The organism is Streptomyces sp. NPDC059874 (assembly GCF_042731135.1).
GTDB lineage: Bacteria > Actinomycetota > Actinomycetes > Streptomycetales > Streptomycetaceae > Streptomyces.
This window is the reverse complement of the sequence record NZ_JBHWJY010000073.1, coordinates 25,977-43,699: the sequence shown is the minus strand read 5'-3', so window position 1 is coordinate 43,699 and position 17,723 is coordinate 25,977. Positions and strand designations below refer to the sequence as shown.

Sequence of the window (17,723 nt, the reverse complement as noted above, 5' to 3'; positions counted from 1 at the left end):
CGGGGGCTCCGCCCCCGAACCCCCGCGCCTCAAACGCCGGCGGGGCTGGAAGATCCAGCCCCGCCGGCGTTTGAGGGGTGCGCCCGGTCGGGGTTCAGGCCGCCTGGATCTCGCGGTCGGCCTGGCGGACCGACGGCATCTGGTTGTGCGTGCACGTGCGGACCGGCTTGGGGCGGCGGCGGCTCGCGAACAGCCGCGGCAGCGCCAGCGTCACGAAGCCCTCGGCCTGCATCGCGGCGAAGCCGATGCGGGGCAGGTCGCGGGTGGTGCGGAAGACCACGAAGCGGGGCTCCCAGCGGGGGCGGAACTTCGCGTTGAACTTGTACAGCGACTCGATCTGGAACCAGCGGGAGAGGAAGACCAGCAGGCTGCGCCACATCCGCAGCACCGGTCCGGCGCCGATCTTCTCGCCGCGGGCCAACGCCGAACGGAACATCGCGAAGTTGAGGGAGACCTTCTCGATGCCGAGGCCGGGGGAGGCCTCCAGGGAGGCCACGATCAGCAGCTCGTTCATGCCGGGGTCGGCGGAGCGGTCGCGGCGCATCAGCTCCAGCGACATGCCGTCCTTGCCCCACGGGACGAAGTGCTGGATCGCCTTGAGGTCGCCGAAGGGGCTGGTGTCGCCCTCCTCCACCCGGTGGGCGGTGGCGATGAAGCAGTCGCCGTCGCCCGGGTCGCCGACCCGGCCCAGGGCCATGGAGAAGCCGCGCTCGGTGTCGGTGCCGCGCCAGGCCTCGGCCGCGCCGCGGACCTGCTCCAGCTCCTCCTCGGTCAGCTCGCTGACCCGGCGGACCTTGGTGGTGTAGCCGTTGCGCTCGATGCGCTTCACCATCTGGCGGACATTGCGCATGGCGCGGCCCGAGAGGGAGAAGTCTTTGACATCGACAATCGCCTCGTCACCCAGCTCCAGGGCGTCCAGGCCGGTCTCGCGGGTCCAGACCTCGCCGCCGGTCTCGCTGCAGCCCATGACGGCCGGGGTCCAGGAGTGGGCCTTGGCCTCCTCCATGAACCGCTCGATGGCGCCGGGCCAGGCCTCGACGTCGCCGATCGGGTCGCCGGAGGCGAGCATCACGCCGGAGACGACGCGGTAGGTGACGGCGGCCTTGCCGCTCGGGGAGAAGACGACGGCCTTGTCGCGGCGGAGCGCGAAGTGCCCGAGGGAGTCGCGGCCGCCGTGCTTGGCGAGGAGCTCGCGCAGCTTCGTCTCGTCGTCGGCGGTGAGGCGGGCGGCCGGGTGTTCGGGGCGGAAGGCCAGGTACATGGTGGTCAGGGCGGTCAGCATGCCGAGGGCGCCGAGGGAGTAGCCGACGGTCCAGGACACCCTTTCGGCGTAGTTGACGGGACCCTCGAAGCCGAAGAGCCCGAAGACCACGTGGGTGAGCTGCTCGGACAGGCTCGGGTTGCCGACCACCTTGTTGGGGTGGACGTTGACGATGAGCAGGCCGAGGCCGATGGAGCCGGCGCTCATCAGTACGAAGTTCGCGAGCGCCTTCCAGCGGCTGCGCGGGTCGGGCAGCGCCTTGAATTCACCCTGGTGGCGCAGCAGCAGCGCGAGGAGCACCGCCGCGATGATCACGCCGATGACGGAGTGCCGGGAGTTGAACTGCGCGACCGCGCCCGCCGGGAGCAGCACGACGGCGGCCCGCCAGGCGCGCCGCTTGTGCCGCTTGAGGCCGTGCGCGAGCAGCAGGAGCAGCACGCCCGCGCTGATCGACATGGCCGCGGCGAAGGGGCCCAGGGAGCCGGGCAGCACCTCGGTGATCGCGTGGATCCGGCTGTGCCGGAAACGCGGGAAGACCCCCGCCGCGATGTCGAGCAGGCCGACGAACGTGACGGCCGTACCTACGAGACCGGGGACGGCCTCCGGTCGGGGACCCCGGAGGATTCGGCCCACCAGGGACGGAACCTGTCCGGACTTATCGCCATCTATCCTGCTAGACATCGCTTCCCGTTGCTCCGCGAGAGAATCATGTGGCCGAAGGCCGCGACAGCCTCCGGAGTGTGGTGCGTCCATTAGGACGACGTCGACGAGGAGCGGGTTCACTCTTCCGTCGGAAATTTCCAGTCCTGCCATCAGAAAGTCGACTGACTGCTCATGGGTCTCACCAGTAACACGGTTCTTGTGCTGGCCGTCCTCGCCGGTGTGCTGCTCTTCGCGGCCACCGTGTGGTTCTGGCCGAAGCTCTCGAGCCGCAGCTGGCGCTCCGTCGCCGGCCGGATCGGGCTCCTGCTGGCGACCCAGCTGGCGCTGTTCTCGGCTGTGGGGCTCGCGGCCAACAAGTCGTTCCTCTTCTACGGTTCCTGGGCCGACCTGTTCGGCCAGGAGACGTCCATGGGCAAGGTCGTCGACCACTCGATGAGCAGCAAGGACATCAAGGTCGTCGACAAGCAGAAGCTGGACGTGCCCGGCGGAGCCAAGCCTCAGGTCGGCGGACAGATCCTGAAGGTTGCCATCACCGGGCAGAAGTCGAAGATATCGAGCCCCGGCTACGTGTGGCTCCCGCCGGAGTACTTCCAGCCGCAGCACAAGAACGAGAACTTCCCCGCGTCGATCGTCCTGACGGGCTACCCGGGCACCGCCGAGAACCTGATCAAAGGGCTCGACTACCCCATGAAGGCCTTCAGCCTGTCCAAGGCGGGCAAGATGAAGCCGATGATCCTGGTCATGCTGCGCCCGACCGTCGCGCCGCCGCGCGACACCGAGTGCGTGGACATACCCGATGGCCCGCAGACCGAGACCTTCTTCGGCGTGGACCTGCCGCAGGCCATCCAGGACACCTTCCGGGTCGGCAAGAAGCCGGAGAACATGGGCTTCATCGGCAACTCCACCGGCGGATACTGCGCGCTGAAGATCGCGGCGCACTACCCGGAGACCTTCGGCGCGGCCGCGGGGCTGTCCGCGTACTACGACGCACCGGACGACCCGACGACCGGTGACCTCTTCCACGGGGACGGCAAGTTGAAGAAGCGCGCCGACGTCCTGCACAGCATCGAGAACAAGAAGCCGAGCGGTACGTCCTTCCTCGTCACCAGCAGCGAGAAGGGCGAGCCGAACCTCGGGGACACCAAGAAGTTCATCAAGAAGGTGCAGAGCCCGGACCGGGTCTCCTCGATCATCCTCGACAGCGGCGGCCACAACTTCAACACGTGGCGACGCGAGATCCCGCCGATGCTGGTGTGGATGAGCGGCCGCATCCAGGCCTGACCCGCCGGGCCCGCTCGCGCTCGGCCCACCCGACCGACGCCAACGCCAACGCCAACGCCCGTGCCCGGCCCGTCCAGGCCGGGCACGGGCGTTTCCGCGCGTTGCGGGCCCCGCCTCTTCCGCGCCCGCCGGGGCGGGTTACGCGTGCTGCGGTTCGGTCCGGCGCAGCGCCCGGTGGACGCCCTCCGGGGTCAGTACGCCGACCAGCGCGCCGGAGTCCGGATCGGTGACCCCGATCCGGCCCGAGTCCTCCTGGAGCAGCGCCGCGAGGGCCTCGCGCAGCGACGCGCCCAACTCCACCGCCGCGGCGACGGGGGCGCCGTCCTCGGCCGCCGTCAGGTCGGCCCGTTCCACCGCGGTGACCGCGAGCCGCTTGAGCCCCCGGTCGGCGCCGACGAAGGAGGCCACGTAGTCGGTGGCCGGCGCGCCGAGCACCGCCGCCGGGCGGGCGAACTGCTCGATGGTGCCCTGTCCGTAGACCGCGATGCGGTCGCCGAGCCGGATCGCCTCCTCCAGGTCGTGCGTGACGAGCAGGATCGTCTTGCGCACCGTGCGCTGGAGCGCCAGGAACTCGTTCTGCAGGCGCTCGCGCACCACCGGGTCCACCGCGCCGAACGGTTCGTCCATCAGCAGCACCGGCGGATCGGCGGCGAGGGCGCGGGCCACGCCCACGCGCTGCCGCTGCCCGCCCGACAGCTGGTCCGGGTACCGGCCCCCGTACACGGCCGGATCCAGGCCGACCAGTTCCAGCAACTCGGCGGCCCGCGCGCGGGCGCTGGCCTTCGGGGTGCCGAGCAGCAACGGCACGGTCGCCGTGTTCTCCAGCACCGTCTTGTGGGGGAACAGCCCGACCTGCTGGATCACGTACCCGATGCGGCGGCGCAGCTCGACCGGGTCGGCTGCGGCGATGTCCTCGCCGCCGAGCAGGATCCGGCCGGAGGTGGGCTCGATCAGCCGGTTGACCATCTTCATCGTGGTCGTCTTGCCGCAGCCGGAGGGGCCCACGAGCGTGACCAGCTCGCCCTCCGCCACCTCGAAGGACAGGTCCTCGACGGCCGTCGTCCCGTCGGGGTAGCGCTTGGTCACGTGCTCGAATCGGATCACCCCGCCATCCTTCCCTACCGGGCCTACCGGTTTGTGAAGGGCGTGTTGCCCACGTGCGAAGGATTCCGGCCATGGACAGTGCCGGGGGTTATGGTCGAACCCACGTGCGTTCGGTGACGGGGGTGAGGAGATGGCCGGGCAGAACTGCCTGGTGGCGAACGACTGGTTCTGCTGGGAGTACGTCTCCTCCCGCTCCCAGGAGCTCACCGACGCCACGCTCGAACACATCTGGATCACGGGCGCGTCGGTCCTCATCGGCCTCGCCGTGTCCCTCCCGCTCGCCCTGCTGGCCCGCCGCGGCCGCCGCTGGGCGGCGCCCGTGCTCGGGCTCACCACCCTGCTCTACACGATCCCCTCGCTCGCCATGTTCTCCCTGCTGCTGCCGCTCTTCGGGCTGTCGGCGGCGCTGGTGGTGACCGGGCTCGTGCTGTACTCGCTGACCATCCTGGTCCGCAACGCGCTGGCCGGCCTGGAGGCCGTGCCCGAGGAGGTGCGGGAGGCCGCGCGCGGCATGGGGTACGGTCCGGGCCGGCTGCTGTGGCAGGTCGAACTGCCGCTCGCGTTGCCCGCGTTGCTCGCCGGGGTGCGGATCGCGACGGTGTCCACGGTCGCGCTGACCACCGTCGGCTCCATCGTCGGCAAGGGCGGCCTCGGCAACCTCATCGCCCCGGCGGTGAACAGCTCCTTCAAAGCCCAGGTGCTCACCGCCTCCGTGCTGTGCGTGCTGCTCGCGCTCGTCGCCGACCTGCTGCTGCTCGGCGTACAGCGGCTGCTCACGCCGTGGACCCGGGCCGGGCGCCGGCCGGCCGCCAAGGAGGCCTGACGTGGCGATGGGTGTGGCGGGGGACGCCTGGGACTGGCTGGCGGACGGCGCCAACTGGGCGGGGGAGAGCGGTGTCTGGCACCGGCTCGCCGAGCACGTCTACGTCAGCGGGGTCGCGCTCGGACTCGCCTGCGCGGTGGCGCTGCCCGTCGGGCTGTACCTCGGCCACCTCGGCAAGGGCGGCGCCCTCGCGGTGAACGTGTCGAACATCGGGCGGGCCGTGCCGGTCTTCGCGGTGCTGGCCCTGTTCATGGTCTCCCCGCTGCGCAACGCGGGCTACCTGCCGACGATCGCCGCGCTCGTGCTCTTCGCCGTGCCGCCGCTGCTGACGAACGCGTACGTCGGCATGCGCGAGGTGGACCGCTCGGTGGTGGAGGCCGCCCGGGGCATGGGCATGTCCGGCGCCCAGCTCTTCTTCCGGGTGGAACTGCCGCTCGCCCGGCGCCTGGTGATGACCGGGCTGCGCTCCGGGGCCGTGCAGGTCGTCGCCACGGCCACGATCGCGGCGATGGTCGGCCAGGGCGGCCTCGGCCGGATCATCACGGCCGGCTTCAACACCTACAACACCGCGCAGGTCGTCGCGGGCGCGCTGCTGGTGGCGGCGCTCGCCCTGCTGGTGGAGGGAGCGCTGGTGGCCGCGGAGCGGCTGCTGCCGCGGACGACCCCGCGCTGATCCCCTTACCTGCTCCATGCCCCTTTTCCCCGCCTCGAACGGAGTTCTTCCATGAGCAAGACCACACGCGTCCTCGGCGCGTCCCTGGGCGCCCTCGCGCTGACGGTGTCGCTGGCCGCGTGCGGCGGCGACAGCCTGGAGAAGAGCAAGGACGGCGGCGCCTCCGCCACCCCCGCCTCGGGCGGCGCCCAGGGCAGCCTGGTGGTCGGCGCCGCCGGGTTCACCGAGTCCAACGTGCTGGCCGAGCTGTACGCGCAGGTGCTCAAGGACGCCGGCTACAGCACGTCGATCAAGACGGTCAACAACCGCGAGCTGTACGAGCCGTCGCTGGAGAAGGGCGAGATCGACGTCGTCCCGGAGTACGCGGCGACGCTCGCGGAGTTCCTCAACGCCAAGGTGAACGGCCCGAAGGCGCCGGAGGAGAAGCCCGTCGCGTCGAGCGATGTCGCGGCGACCGTGGCCGGCCTGGAGAAGCTCGCGGCCCCGCTCGGTCTGAAGGCCCTCCCGGCCGGTTCGGCGGTCGACCAGAACGCCTTCGCGGTGACCAAGGAATTCGCCCAGAAGAACAACCTGAAGACCCTTTCCGATCTCGGGAAGTCCGGCCTCAAGGTGAAGATCGCGGCGGGCGACGAATGTGCCGTCCGGCCCTTCTGCGCCCCCGGGTTGACGAAAACATACGGAATTCAGGTCTCCGGTATCGACCCGAAGGGCGTCGGCACCCCGCAGGCCAAGCAGGCGGTCAAGGACGGCGCGGACCAGCTGGTGCTGACCACGACCACCGACGCCACGCTCGACGGTTACGGCCTGGTCCTGCTGGAGGACGACAAGAAGCTCCAGAGCGCCGACAACGTGCTGCCGGTGGTCAACGCCAAGGATGCCGGGGCCCCGGAGATCGCGGCGGCGCTCGACAAGTTGACCAAGGCCCTCACCACGGCCGACCTGGTCGAGCTGAACCGCAAGGTCGACGCGGAGCGCGCCAAGCCGGCGGACGTCGCGAAGGCCTATCTGGAGTCCAAGGGGCTTGTGAAGAAGTAACGGTCACGCGGTTTGCGCCGGAAATGACGGGTAACCGCCTGGGAACAGTTTCCCGGGCGGGTACCCCAATCGAGGTCCACGCCCTGTAAATTTCAGGCCATGCCCCGTGGACGCCACCGCAACCCCGAACCCCTGCACCGGCTGCTCACGCCGACGACCGTCGCCGGTGTGTCCGTCGTCGGTGCCGGCGCCGCCTGGCTGCTCGCGGACCCTGTGGCACTACGACTGCTCGTGGCCCTCACGGCGGTCGCAGGAGTCGCCGGCGCCGTCGTCATGCGCGCCTGGGACCGGTCGGCGGGCCGCCGCGTCGCGGAGCTCGCGCGCGAGCGGGTCAAGGACGAGTGGAAGACGGAAGAGCGGATAGCCGAGCTCGAATCCGACCTCGAAGAGGCCCGGATGCTGCGCGGCAAGCTCGAAAGGAAGCTGCGCGCCAAGCGGGTCGAACTCGCGGGACTGCGCGGCGAACACGCGGCGCTGCTGCGGCGGTACGCGACCGCCGAGACCGAGCGGGCCAGCGCCCTGGAGGGCCGCCGGCTGCTCGCGATCGAGGCCGCCACCACGGCCCCGGCGCCCGCGCCGAAGGAACTGCCGGCCGTCACCGAGGAGCGCACCTCGGCGGGCGCGCCCACCGCGGTCGGCTACGCCCGGGCCCACGCGGCCATGGTCGCGCTGGCACGCAAGAAGCCCTCCGGGCCCGAGCCGGAGCCCGAGCCCAGGAAGCAGACCCGCCCGGCGCTGCCCGCCGCCGAGACCCATGCCCGCCCGGCCGCGCTCCCCGCGCGCCGTCCCGCCGCGCCCGTGGCCCCGTACGCCTCCCAGCGGCGCCCGGCCTCCCGGGCCGAGGGCGGCTTCGACTTCTTCGGCACCAAGAACGCGGCGCAGGCCCGCGCGGCCATCGAGGCGGTCCAGAACGAGGACCTGGCCGACGTGGTCGGCGCCGAGGCCCTCGCCGTCCACCAGGCGGAGACCGCGCAGGCCCCCGCCGGGGCGAAGCCCGCGGCGGAGTCCACGGAGCCCGAGCAGACCCGCCCGGTGGGCCAGGTCATCGACCTGACGGCCCACGACGAGACGGAGCCGATCGACGTGGCCCGGCTCCGCAGCGCCATCTCCTAGCGACTGGCGACTATCGGAGCGAGTCGAACCAGCGGGTCACCTGGGGGGCCGAGCGGATCGCCGTCGTGAAGTGGTCGGCGTCCGGCCCCTGGTCGACGACCCGCGCCCGGACCCCGTGGCGGGCCAGGTCGGCCGCGCAGGCGCGGGTGTTCGCGATCGGCACGTCGGTGTCGGCGGTGCCCGTGTAGAGGCGTACGGGGACGGCCGGCTTCCAGTCGCACGCGTCGTCGTTCGCCTTCAGGAAGTCGAGCAGTTCCCCGTGCGGGGCGCGGATGTTCTCGTACCACTCCGGGGTGAGCAGCTCCTGGGGTGTCGCGGGCAGCGCGGCGACGATCTCCTCCTCCGTGTGGCTCCCGTCGAACAGACTTTCCACAGCCTGTGCATAAGGTGCGCGGAACACCTCGGCAGGGTCCTTGTAGAGCGGGTGCACCCGGTTCTGCGCGGTGAGGGCGTAGGTGAGGTAGAAGACGGCGGTGCGCGGGGCGACCCGGCCGTCGGTGATGCCGGGGACCTCGGAGCCGGTCAGGTCGTAGGGCCCGGCTATCGGGGCCAGCGCGCGCAGCCGGAAGTGGCTGCCGGGGCGGGAGAGTTCGCGGCCCAGGGCCATCGCCACCTGCCCGCCCTGCGAGAAGCCGGTGGCGTACACGTCTCGGGTGACGGGGCGGCCCAACCGGTCCCCGGCGGTGCGGGCGGCCCGCAGCATGTCCACGGAGGCGGTGACGGAGGACGCGGTGTCCATGTAGGGGTGCCGGCCGGGCCCGCCGCCGAGGCCCAGGTAGTCGGGGGCCGCGACGGCCCGACCGGCCGAGGCGTGCAGGTACGGGGTGAACCGGTTGTAGCCGGCCCCGCCCGAAGGGGCGGCGTCCCGGTGGGCGGTGGTGCCGTGGGTGTCGGAGACCAGGTCGAGGCGGTGCGGGCCGCCCTGCGGCAGTACGAGGAGCCCGGTGGCGGTGGTGGGGCGGCCCTGCGGGTCGACGGTGGCGTAGGTCAGCCGATGGGCGGTGATCCCGTACCGGACGGTGCCCGCGTCCATGTCGAGGCCGGAGAGGTACGCGGCGACGCCCGCGCGGTCCAGGGAGTCGGCCGGGGCGACGGAGAGCAGGGTGCCGCGCTGCGCGGTGCCGTGGGAGGCGGCGGTGGGCGCGGCCAGCGCGGCCGGGGCGGCGACCCCGCCGAGTACGGCCGCGAGGGCCACGGCGGCGGCCCCGCGCCGCAGCCACCGCCTCTTCGCCCGGATCTGCCTCTGCGCCTGTGTGTTCGTCATGGCTCGAACGCTACGGTCGGCCCGCGCGCCTCAACATCCGGGCTACCCCCGCCAGTTGAGGGGGGAAAGCCCCCGGGTGGAGGCTCAGGGGAGCGCCAGGACGAGAACCACGGCCGCGGCTTCCAGGGCGAGTTGGACGCCGAGCGCGAGCCGCCCCACCCGCACCGGCGTGGCGATCGCGAGGACGGCGGCCACCACCGTGGCGACGAGCAGTGCCCCGAAGGCTTCGACCGGGAACGGCGTGCATTCGATGTCGTTCACGAAGCACCGGCCGCCCCTGTCGGTGGCCAGCAGCAGGAACTTCGCCACGAACAGCGCCGGCAGGAGCAGGAGGAGCGCCAGGACCGACCGACCGCGGATCCGGATCCTGTCCTCGGACGGCGGCGGGGAGACGGCTGCGGGCTGCTGCTTCCAGGTCATGCCCCCATCCTGTTCGGCGACGGCGGTACGGGGACCCGCGCGGCTACTCAGCCCGCACGGCTCCGCTACTCAGAACAGCGGTAGCTGCCCCGGGTGCTCGGACAGCACGAAGCCGTCCAACACCGGCGCCGAGGCGCCCAGCACCACCCGGGCCCGCGATCCGGGGCAGGACACCATGTCGCCGCGGCTCCGCCCGGCGGGCGGGTCGTGGCGGGCGATCCGACCGGCGGTCACGGCGCAGTCGCGGCCGCAGGTGGGGCAGGCCCGACGGGGGGAGTGGGACATGCCCCAAGTCTGCCCTGCCCCACCGACATCAGCCCTGCTGGGAGGCGAGCCACGCCTCGTGGGCCTGCTCGACCCGGGCCCACAGCGCGTCCCGGTCCGCAGGGGTGAGGTCGTCGAGCTCACGCCCGAAGACGCCGGTCAGGGCGTCGAACAGCTCCTCGGCGCTGCCCAGTTCCCGCTCGACGGGACCCTTCTCCGGGTCGATGCGGGTCAGTATCCGCCCGCGCAGCAGGTCGATGCCGGTGGCGTCGCGGCGCAGCGCGGCCAGGGTCCGGATGAAGGGGGAGTCCGGCGCGGTCGACAGCCGAAGGTGCTCCTCGGCGAAGTCGGCCATCGTCGCGGGTGCGGAGCGGAAGTTCATGACGGGGAAGGGGCCGCCGGTGTTGTGGTAGGTCCAGCCCTGCTCGGCGCCGTCGAGCCGCTCCAGGCGGTAGAGGAACCCGCCCTGCTCGTGGCTGCCCTCGCGCAGCGGCAGCGGCTCGTGCGGGCCGTCGCCGAGTCCGGCGTCGACGAAGTAGCTCTCGCCGTCGACGCGCACGGTCAGCGCGAGGTGGTTTCCGTTGATCTCCCGCACGTCGGCGTCTTCGTACACCGCGCCGACGTGGCGGGTGACGTCGTACCCGAGCGATTCGAGGAGGGCGGCGAATCCACCGTTGAGGTGGAAGCAGTAGCCGCCCCGCCCGGCACCGAAGCGGCGGGCCGACAGCTCGGGGTCGATGCCGGGCGGCCGGCCGAGCTGGATGTCGATGTTCTCGTACGGGACGCGTTCGAGGTGGGCCCGCTGGAGCGCGAAGAGCCCCTCGACGGACGGGGTATGGGGTCCGGTCGTGCCGAGCCGCCGCAGGTAGCCGTCGAATATGCCAGTGGTGGTGGTCATCGGCCCACTCTAAATGCCGATGACCCTTCAAGTCCGTTTATATGTCTACTTGTCGATGTCGCCGACGACGAAGAACAGCGAGCCCAGGATCGAGACCATGTCCGCGACGAGCTGCCCCGGCAGGAGCACCGACAGGGCCTGGATGTTGTTGTAGGAGGCACTGCGCAGCTTCAGCCGGTACGGGGTCTTCTCGCCCTTCGAGACCAGGTAGTAGCCGTTGATGCCGAGGGGGTTCTCGGTCCACGCGTACGTGGCACCCTCGGGCGCCTTCAGGACCTTGGGCAGGCGCTGGTTGATCGGGCCGGGCGGCAGGTCGGCCATCCGGTCCAGGCAGGCCTCGGCGAGGTCGAGGGCGTTGTGGGTCTGGTCGAGGAGGACCTCGAAGCGGGCCAGGCAGTCGCCCTCGGCGCGGGTGACCACCTTGAGGACGTCCTGGAGCTCGCCGTAGGCCAGGTACGGCTCGTCGCGGCGCAGGTCGAAGTCGACGCCGGAGGCGCGGGCGATCGGGCCGGAGACCCCGTACGCGTGCACCGCCTCGGCGGACAGGACGCCGACGCCGCGCGTGCGGCCGCGGAAGATCTCGTTGCCGTGGACCAGCTTGTCGTAGACGTCCATCCGGGTGCGGACGTCGGCGATGGCCTCGCGGGCCCGCCCGAGCCAGCCGGCCGGGAGGTCCTCCTTGAGGCCGCCGACCCGGTTGAACATGTAGTGCATGCGGCCGCCGGAGATCTCCTCCATGACGGCCTGGAGCTCTTCGCGCTCGCGGAAGGCGTGGAAGATCGGAGTGATCCCGCCGAGCTCCAGGGGGTAGGACCCGAGGAACATCAGGTGGTTCAGGACCCGGTTCAGCTCGGCGAGGAGCGTCCGCATCCACACCGCGCGCTCGGGGACCTCCATGCCGAGCATCCGCTCGACGGCCATGACCACGCCGAGCTCGTTGGAGAACGCGGACAGCCAGTCGTGGCGGTTCGCGAGCATCACGATCTGCCGGTAGTCGCGGGCCTCGAAGAGCTTCTCCGCACCGCGGTGCATATAGCCGACCACCGGGTCGGCGCTGGCGATCCGCTCCCCGTCCAGGACGAGGCGCAGGCGCAGCACGCCGTGCGTGGAAGGGTGCTGGGGCCCGATGTTGAGCACCATGTCGGTGCTCTCCGCCGCGCCGCCGATGCCGACCGTGGTCTCCGTCATGCGGGCATTGTCTCAGCCCTAGTGTGTAGGGATGGATACGGGGACAGTGGGTGAGACGGCGTCGCCCGGGTGGGTGGGGCTGCCGGGTGGGCTGCTGGCCCTGCGGCGGACGCTGCTGGCGATCTGGACGATCCTCCTGATGGTGGCGACCGGCGTCCTGCTCGGCTTGTTCGTGGGCCCGGGATGGGCGGCCCTCGCCCTGGTCTGGGCGGCGGCCGCGGCCTGGGGATGGGTGCTGCTGGGCCGGAACTGGCGGTCCTGGCGGTACGCCGAACGCGCGGATGACCTGCTGATCAGCCGGGGCGTGCTGTGGCGGGAGGAGACCGTGGTCCCGTACGGGCGGATGCAGCTGGTCGAGGTGACCTCGGGCCCGCTGGAGCGGCGCTTCGGGTTGGCCTCCGTGCAACTGCACACGGCGGCCGCCGCCACGGACGCCAGGATCCCGGGCCTGGCGCCGGCCGAGGCGGAACGGCTGCGCGACCGCCTGACCGAGCTCGGCGAGGCAAGGTCGGCGGGCCTGTGACCCCCGACCCGTCGGGCGCGGCCCCCACCGCCGGACCCGCTGCGGGCGACCCCGCCGGAGACCCCGCAGGTGGTACGGCGGGTGAAGGGCGTCGGCTGCACCCCTTCACCCCGCTGCGTAGGGCCTGGGTGCCGATCGCCGCCACCGTCGGCGTCATAGCCCAGCAGGGCGACCGCGCCGGGGAGTGGATCGCGGAGCTGTCCGCGGTGCTCCGGGTGGTGGGCGTGCTCGGTCTGGTCCTCGTCTTCGGCGTGTACGGGTTCCTGAGCTGGTGGTTCACCCACTACGAGGTCACCGACACCGAGCTGCGCATCCGCAGCGGGCTGCTCTTCCGCCGCACCGCGCACATCCGCCTCGACAGGCTCCAGGCGGTCGACGTCACCCGGCCGCTGCTGGCCCGGCTGACCGGGGTCGCCAGCCTGCGGCTCGACGTGATCGGTACGGAGGACAAGGACGAGCTGTCCTTCCTCGGCGAGAAGGAGGCCGTCGCCCTGCGCGCGGAGCTCCTCGCCCGGGCGGCCGGCTTCGCCCCCGAGGAGGCGGTGCGCCTGGGCGAGGCCCCCGAGCGGGAGCTGCTGCGGGTCCGGCCGCGCGACCTCGTCGTGTCCCTGGTGCTGAGCCTCGGCTTCTGGGCGGCGGTGGCCGGCGTCGTGATCGGGCCGGTGCTCGTGTTCTGGTTCAGCTCCAGCCCGTGGGTGGCCCTCGCCGTCCTGCTCCCGGTGGCCGGCGCGCTCTGGAAGGGCAGCGCGGGCCGTCTCCTCGCCGACTACGACTGGACGGTCGCCGAGTCCCCGGACGGGCTGCGCCTGGACCACGGACTGCTGGACCGGGTCCACGAGACGGTGCCGCCGGGGCGGGTGCAGAGCGTACGGATCGTGGAGCCGCTGCTGTGGCGGCGGCGCGGCTGGGTCCGGGTGGAGCTGGCCGTGGCCGGCTCGAAGAACGGGCTGCTGGTCCCGGTGGCCTCGCGGGCCGCCGCCCACGCCGTGATCGCCCGGGTCCTGCCGGGGGTGGACCTGGCGGCGCTGTCCTTCTCCGGGGCACCGCGGGCCGCCGCGCGCTGGGTGGTCCCGGTGTGGTGGAAGGGGTACGCGTTGGCGCTCTCCCCGGACGTGTTCGCCGCCCGGCACGGCCGCCTGTGCCGGCGTACGGAGGTCGTCCCGCACGCCAAGGTGCAGAGCGTCCGGCTCACCCAGGGCCCCTGGGAACGCGCCCGCGGCCTGGCCGACGTCCACGTGGACACCGGCGCGAACGGCACGGTCACCGCCCGGTTGCGGGCGGCGGGCGAGGCCGCCGAGCTGCTGCGCGCCCAAGCCGCGCGCTCCCGCACCTCACGCGCCGCGGCCCGCCCGGACCGCTGGATGACGTAGGGCCGGACGAGGGGTTGAGCGTGGCACAGGGGCTAACTCTCCGATTGTCACACCGGCTTGCGGGTGACTCCGGGTAGCGAACGGGGCGTCGGATTCTCGACACGATCCGTCATCGACAACCCGAAGGACAGCACAGATGAACCCGAACACGTCACGTCTCCTGCGCACGGCCCGCCTGGCCGCCCCCGCCCTGGGCGCCCTCACGCTGACAGTGGCGCTCGCCGGTCCCGCGGCCGCCGATCCTTCGTTCGCGTCGCGGTCGGGGGGCGAGGTCCGCTTCGCGGCTCTGCCCGGGGAACAGAACACCGTGAAGATCAGCGACAACGGCGGTTTCCTCGAGATCAACGACTCGACGAGCAGGATCACCCCCGGTCCGGGCTGCGTCCCGGTCGACCTCAACACCGTCCGGTGCGGCACGGTCGCCGGCACGACCCGCATCCAGGCCTCGCTGGGTGACCGGAACGACGTCTTCGACAACACCCTCCTGGGGCCGGTGCCGAACGACGTCGACGGCGGAGCGGGCGACGACAAGATCTACGGTGGCTTCGGCACCGACCGGCTGACCGACCCCGACGGCTGGAACTCCCCGATCCCGATCGGCACCGTCACCTTCGACGGCCGGGGCGGAAACGACACCATCGTGAGCCGCAACGGCGGCTACGACCGGGTCCAGTGCGGCGGCGGCGCCTTCGACCTCGTCGTGGCCGATGCGGCCACCCTCGACAACATCCAGGCGGGCTGTGAGTTCGTCGTGCGGAGCTGACGCGCGCCATTGGCGAGCGGACGGGATCCCCCGCTCGGGCCCGGGCGGCCCGAGCGTGGGGACGCGCTGCCCGGCCGCTACATGGCCGGACCGCTCCCGGCCCGCACCAGGCCCGTCTCGTACGCCAGGACCACCACCTGCACGCGGTCGCGCAGGTTCAGCTTCGTCAGGATCCGGCCCACGTGCGTCTTCACCGTGGCCTCGGAGAGGACCAGCCGGGCCGCGATCTCACCGTTCGACAGCCCCTGGGCCACCAGCAGCATGACCTCGCGCTCACGTTCCGTCAGCCGCTCGACGTCCTTGTTCTGCGGCTCCTGCGTGGTCGTCGGCAGCATCGGGGCGAAGCGGTCCAGCAGGCGCCGCGTCGTGGACGGGGCGACCACCGCGTCCCCGCTGTGCACCGAGCGGATCGCCGCGAGCAGCTCGGCCGGCGGGACGTCCTTCAGCATGAAGCCGCTCGCCCCCGCCTTCAGCCCCGAGAAGGCGTACTCGTCCAGGTCGAAGGTGGTCAGGATGATGACCTTCGGGTGCTCCTCCGGCTCGCAGATCCGCCGCGTCGCCTCGACGCCGTCGAGCTTCGGCATGCGGACGTCCATCAGCACCACGTCCACCTTCGTGGCCCGCAGCACCTCCAGCGCCTCCAGGCCGTCGCCCGCTTCGGCGACGACCTCCATGTCCGGCTGTGCGGCCAGCACCATCCGGAAACCGGTGCGCAGCAGCACCTGGTCGTCTACCAGCATCACGCGGATGGACATCGGTTACCTCGTCCTCGTCATCGCTTCTTGAGTGGGAGCAGCGCGCTGATCCGGAAGCCGCCGCCCGGCCGCGGCCCCGCGTCCAGGGTCCCGCCGACCATACCGATCCGCTCGCGCATGCCGATCAGCCCGTGCCCGGCGCCGTCCGCGCCGCCGTCCTCGTACAACTCGTGCGCCGCGCCCCGCCCGTCGTCCTCGACGAGCAGACCGAGCCCGTCGTCGAAGTAGACCAGCCGCACGCTCGCCTTCGCGTCCGGACCCCCGTGCTTGCGCGTATTGGTCAGCGCCTCCTGCACGATCCGGTACGCCGTCAGCTCGACTCCGCTGGGCAGCCGCCGCGGCGCGCCCTCGACCTCGAAGTCCACCGCGAGCCCCGCCGCCCGTACCTGCTCGACCAGGACCTCGATCTGCTCGACGTCCGGCTGCGGCACGTAGTCCTCGGACTCCTGCGGCTCGCCCGTGCGCAGGACGCCCAGCAGCCTGCGCATCTCGGCCAGCGCCTGGCGGCCGGTCCCGGAGATCGTCTGGAGGGCCTCCTTGGCCTGCTCCGGAGCCACGTCCATGACGTACGCGGCCCCGTCGGCCTGGACCACCATCACCGAGACGTTGTGCGCGACGACGTCGTGCAGCTCGCGGGCGATCCGGGCGCGCTCGGCGGCCACCGCCACCTTCGACTGCGCCTCGCGCTCCTTCTCCAGCCGCTGGTTGCGCTCGATGATCTGGGCGTAATAGGCCCGGCGGGTGCGCAGGGAATCGCCCATCACCCAGGCCAGGACGAAGGGGACGATCATGAAGACGGTGAAGAGGACGTTGTCCGTGTCGCTCGTCCCCTTGTCCACTCCGAACCGCACGAAGTAGAGCGGTGCGGCGGCCAGTCCCCAGCCCAGGGCGGTCCGGGAGACCCAGCGGGGCACCTCGCTCGCGGCCACGGTGAAGAGGATGACGAGCATCGCGAAGTCGTACACGCCCGCTTCGAAGCCCAGGACCAGCTGGTAGAGCCCGGCGCCGAGGGTGACCCAGAACATCGCCTGCGTCCACCTGCGGCGCAGTGCCACGGCGGTGCTCAGGGCGACCACCGCGGGGACCATGGCGAACCGGGAGCCGGTCCCGATGCCGTCGTCGCCCACCACGTTCAACATCGAGACCCCGAAGAAGAGGACAGCCCAGAAGCTGTCGACGCCCGTCGGGTGTCTGCGGAGGAAGTCGTAGAGGCGCTGCACGTAACCCAGAGTAGGGAACGGCGACAGGTGCTGGAGTCAACCAGAGGTGCGAACCTCGCACGGGGGGCGTACTCCGCAAGGTGGACGGTGAAATTAACCTTTGCGTGGTGAGCACTCAGTCTGAAGTCGTGGATCCGGTTCGGTGGCGGGCGGCGATGGAAGCCGCCCTGTACGGCCCCGGCGGCTTCTACGTGCGCCCCGGCGGGCCCGGGCCCGCCGGGCACTTCCGCACCTCGGTGCACGCCTCGGGGCTGTACGCGGGGGCCGTGGCCCGGCTGCTGCGCCGGGTGGACGCGGAGCTCGGGCACCCGCGGGAGCTGGACCTGGTCGACATGGGGGCCGGGCGCGGGGAGCTGGTGGCCGGTGTGCTCGCCGCGCTGCCGGCGGAAGTGGCCGCGCGGGTGCGTCCGTACGCGGTCGAGCGCGCGCGGCGGCCGGAGGGACTCGACCCGAGGATCCTCTGGGTGGCGCGGCCGCCCGAGAGGACGACGGGACTCCTCTTCGCCAACGAGTGGCTGGACAACGTACCGCTGGAGGTGGCCGAGGACGGGCACTACGTACTGGTCGCCGGCGACGGTACGGAGTCCCCGGGCGGGCCCCTCGACCCCGAGGACCGGGCCTGGCTGGAGCGCTGGTGGCCCGGCGGCGAGCTCGCCGGCCGCGCGGAGATCGGCCGGGCCCGCGACGAGGCCTGGGCGGCCGCCGCGGCGACGGTGGAACGGGGCCTGGCGGTGGCGGTGGACTACGCCCACACCCGGGAGGCGAGGCCCCCGTACGGCACCCTGACGGGCTTCCGCGCGGGCCGGGAAGTCCCGCCCGTCCCGGACGGCAGCTGCGATGTCACCGCGCACGTGGCACTGGACTCCTGCGCGGGCCCCGGCGCGGTGCTGCTGACCCAGCGGGCCGCACTGACCGCCCTCGGCGTCTCGGGAGCCCGCCCCCCGCTGGCCCTGGCCTCCACGGATCCGGCGGCGTATGTCCGCGCGCTGTCCTTGGCGGGCGAGGCGGTCGAGCTCACCGCTCGCGGGGGGCTGGGGGACTTCTTGTGGCTCTGCCAGCCCGTGGGGATCCGGGCGGCGTGGCCGGGGGCGACTGGCTGACGTAG

18 protein-coding genes are annotated in these 17,723 nt (G+C 72.1%); 9 read left to right on the top strand and 9 right to left on the bottom strand.

The genetic code is table 11. The features are described 5' to 3' along the window. Positions 1–94: 94 nt before the first annotated feature. Positions 95–1,942, bottom strand: coding sequence for a phosphatidylglycerol lysyltransferase domain-containing protein (locus tag ACFV9H_RS31810; RefSeq protein ID WP_385405049.1), 1,848 nt, complete (start codon positions 1,940–1,942; stop codon positions 95–97). Between the two features lie 153 nt (positions 1,943–2,095). Between ACFV9H_RS31810 and ACFV9H_RS31805 the strand changes: the two genes are divergently transcribed. Next, the gene (locus ACFV9H_RS31805) at positions 2,096–3,205 is read left to right on the top strand and encodes an alpha/beta hydrolase-fold protein (protein WP_385405047.1); all 1,110 of its coding nucleotides are present in this window, start codon (positions 2,096–2,098) and stop codon (positions 3,203–3,205) included. Positions 3,206–3,343: 138 nt separating this feature from the next. Here the strand turns inward: ACFV9H_RS31805 and ACFV9H_RS31800 are convergent, their stop codons facing one another. After that, a complete protein-coding gene (locus tag ACFV9H_RS31800; RefSeq protein WP_385405044.1) occupies positions 3,344–4,309 on the bottom strand; it encodes an ABC transporter ATP-binding protein in 966 nt (321 codons plus the stop codon). A 130-nt stretch (positions 4,310–4,439) separates the two neighbouring features. On the opposite strand from ACFV9H_RS31800, the gene ACFV9H_RS31795 reads away from it, so the two are divergent. The 4 genes from ACFV9H_RS31795 (at position 4,440) to ACFV9H_RS31780 (ending at position 7,953) form a co-directional block, all read left to right on the top strand. Next, a complete protein-coding gene (locus tag ACFV9H_RS31795; protein ID WP_385405042.1) occupies positions 4,440–5,132 on the top strand; it encodes an ABC transporter permease in 693 nt (230 codons plus the stop codon). A 7-nt stretch (positions 5,133–5,139) separates the two neighbouring features. Continuing rightward, positions 5,140–5,805, top strand: coding sequence for an ABC transporter permease (locus tag ACFV9H_RS31790; protein ID WP_385405061.1), 666 nt, complete (start codon positions 5,140–5,142; stop codon positions 5,803–5,805). 51 nt (positions 5,806–5,856) lie between these two features. After that, positions 5,857–6,840: an ABC transporter substrate-binding protein gene (locus ACFV9H_RS31785; RefSeq protein ID WP_385405039.1), complete on the top strand. Its 984-nt coding sequence runs from the start codon at positions 5,857–5,859 to the stop codon at positions 6,838–6,840. Positions 6,841–6,939: 99 nt separating this feature from the next. Continuing rightward, complete coding sequence (locus ACFV9H_RS31780; RefSeq protein WP_385405036.1) at positions 6,940–7,953, top strand: hypothetical protein; 1,014 nt, start codon at positions 6,940–6,942, stop codon at positions 7,951–7,953. Positions 7,954–7,963: 10 nt separating this feature from the next. On the opposite strand, the gene ACFV9H_RS31775 is transcribed toward ACFV9H_RS31780, so the two are convergent. From ACFV9H_RS31775 to ACFV9H_RS31755, 5 genes are all read right to left on the bottom strand, one after another. Further along, entirely contained in the window at positions 7,964–9,217 is a 1,254-nt protein-coding gene (locus tag ACFV9H_RS31775; RefSeq protein WP_385405033.1) for an alpha/beta hydrolase family protein, read from the bottom strand. 84 nt (positions 9,218–9,301) lie between these two features. Continuing rightward, positions 9,302–9,637 (bottom strand): hypothetical protein, encoded by a 336-nt coding sequence (locus ACFV9H_RS31770; protein WP_385405030.1) that lies wholly within the window; start codon positions 9,635–9,637, stop codon positions 9,302–9,304. A 69-nt stretch (positions 9,638–9,706) separates the two neighbouring features. Continuing rightward, complete coding sequence (locus tag ACFV9H_RS31765) at positions 9,707–9,922, bottom strand: hypothetical protein (RefSeq protein ID WP_385405027.1); 216 nt, start codon at positions 9,920–9,922, stop codon at positions 9,707–9,709. Positions 9,923–9,950: 28 nt separating this feature from the next. Next, the gene (locus ACFV9H_RS31760) at positions 9,951–10,799 is read right to left on the bottom strand and encodes an arylamine N-acetyltransferase (RefSeq protein WP_385405024.1); all 849 of its coding nucleotides are present in this window, start codon (positions 10,797–10,799) and stop codon (positions 9,951–9,953) included. 45 nt (positions 10,800–10,844) lie between these two features. Continuing rightward, complete coding sequence (locus ACFV9H_RS31755) at positions 10,845–11,987, bottom strand: NADH-quinone oxidoreductase subunit D (RefSeq protein WP_385405021.1); 1,143 nt, start codon at positions 11,985–11,987, stop codon at positions 10,845–10,847. A 31-nt stretch (positions 11,988–12,018) separates the two neighbouring features. On the opposite strand from ACFV9H_RS31755, the gene ACFV9H_RS31750 reads away from it, so the two are divergent. The 3 genes from ACFV9H_RS31750 (at position 12,019) to ACFV9H_RS31740 (ending at position 14,643) form a co-directional block, all read left to right on the top strand. Beyond that, the gene (locus ACFV9H_RS31750; RefSeq protein WP_385405019.1) at positions 12,019–12,510 is read left to right on the top strand and encodes a PH domain-containing protein; all 492 of its coding nucleotides are present in this window, start codon (positions 12,019–12,021) and stop codon (positions 12,508–12,510) included. Further along, on the top strand, positions 12,507–13,880 hold the full coding sequence (locus ACFV9H_RS31745; protein WP_385405016.1) for a PH domain-containing protein: 1,374 nt from the start codon (positions 12,507–12,509) through the stop codon (positions 13,878–13,880). Before ACFV9H_RS31750 ends, ACFV9H_RS31745 begins: the two co-directional genes overlap by 4 nt. Before the next feature lie 136 nt (positions 13,881–14,016). Then, on the top strand, positions 14,017–14,643 hold the full coding sequence (locus ACFV9H_RS31740; RefSeq protein WP_385405013.1) for a hypothetical protein: 627 nt from the start codon (positions 14,017–14,019) through the stop codon (positions 14,641–14,643). A gap of 77 nt (positions 14,644–14,720) precedes the next feature. On the opposite strand, the gene ACFV9H_RS31735 is transcribed toward ACFV9H_RS31740, so the two are convergent. Both ACFV9H_RS31735 and ACFV9H_RS31730 read right to left on the bottom strand, forming a co-directional pair. Then, a complete protein-coding gene (locus ACFV9H_RS31735; RefSeq protein ID WP_385405011.1) occupies positions 14,721–15,398 on the bottom strand; it encodes a response regulator in 678 nt (225 codons plus the stop codon). 17 nt (positions 15,399–15,415) lie between these two features. Next, positions 15,416–16,618 (bottom strand): sensor histidine kinase, encoded by a 1,203-nt coding sequence (locus ACFV9H_RS31730; protein WP_385405009.1) that lies wholly within the window; start codon positions 16,616–16,618, stop codon positions 15,416–15,418. A gap of 155 nt (positions 16,619–16,773) precedes the next feature. Between ACFV9H_RS31730 and ACFV9H_RS31725 the strand changes: the two genes are divergently transcribed. Further along, on the top strand, positions 16,774–17,718 hold the full coding sequence (locus ACFV9H_RS31725; protein WP_385405058.1) for an SAM-dependent methyltransferase: 945 nt from the start codon (positions 16,774–16,776) through the stop codon (positions 17,716–17,718). The last annotated feature ends 5 nt before the right edge of the window (positions 17,719–17,723 follow it).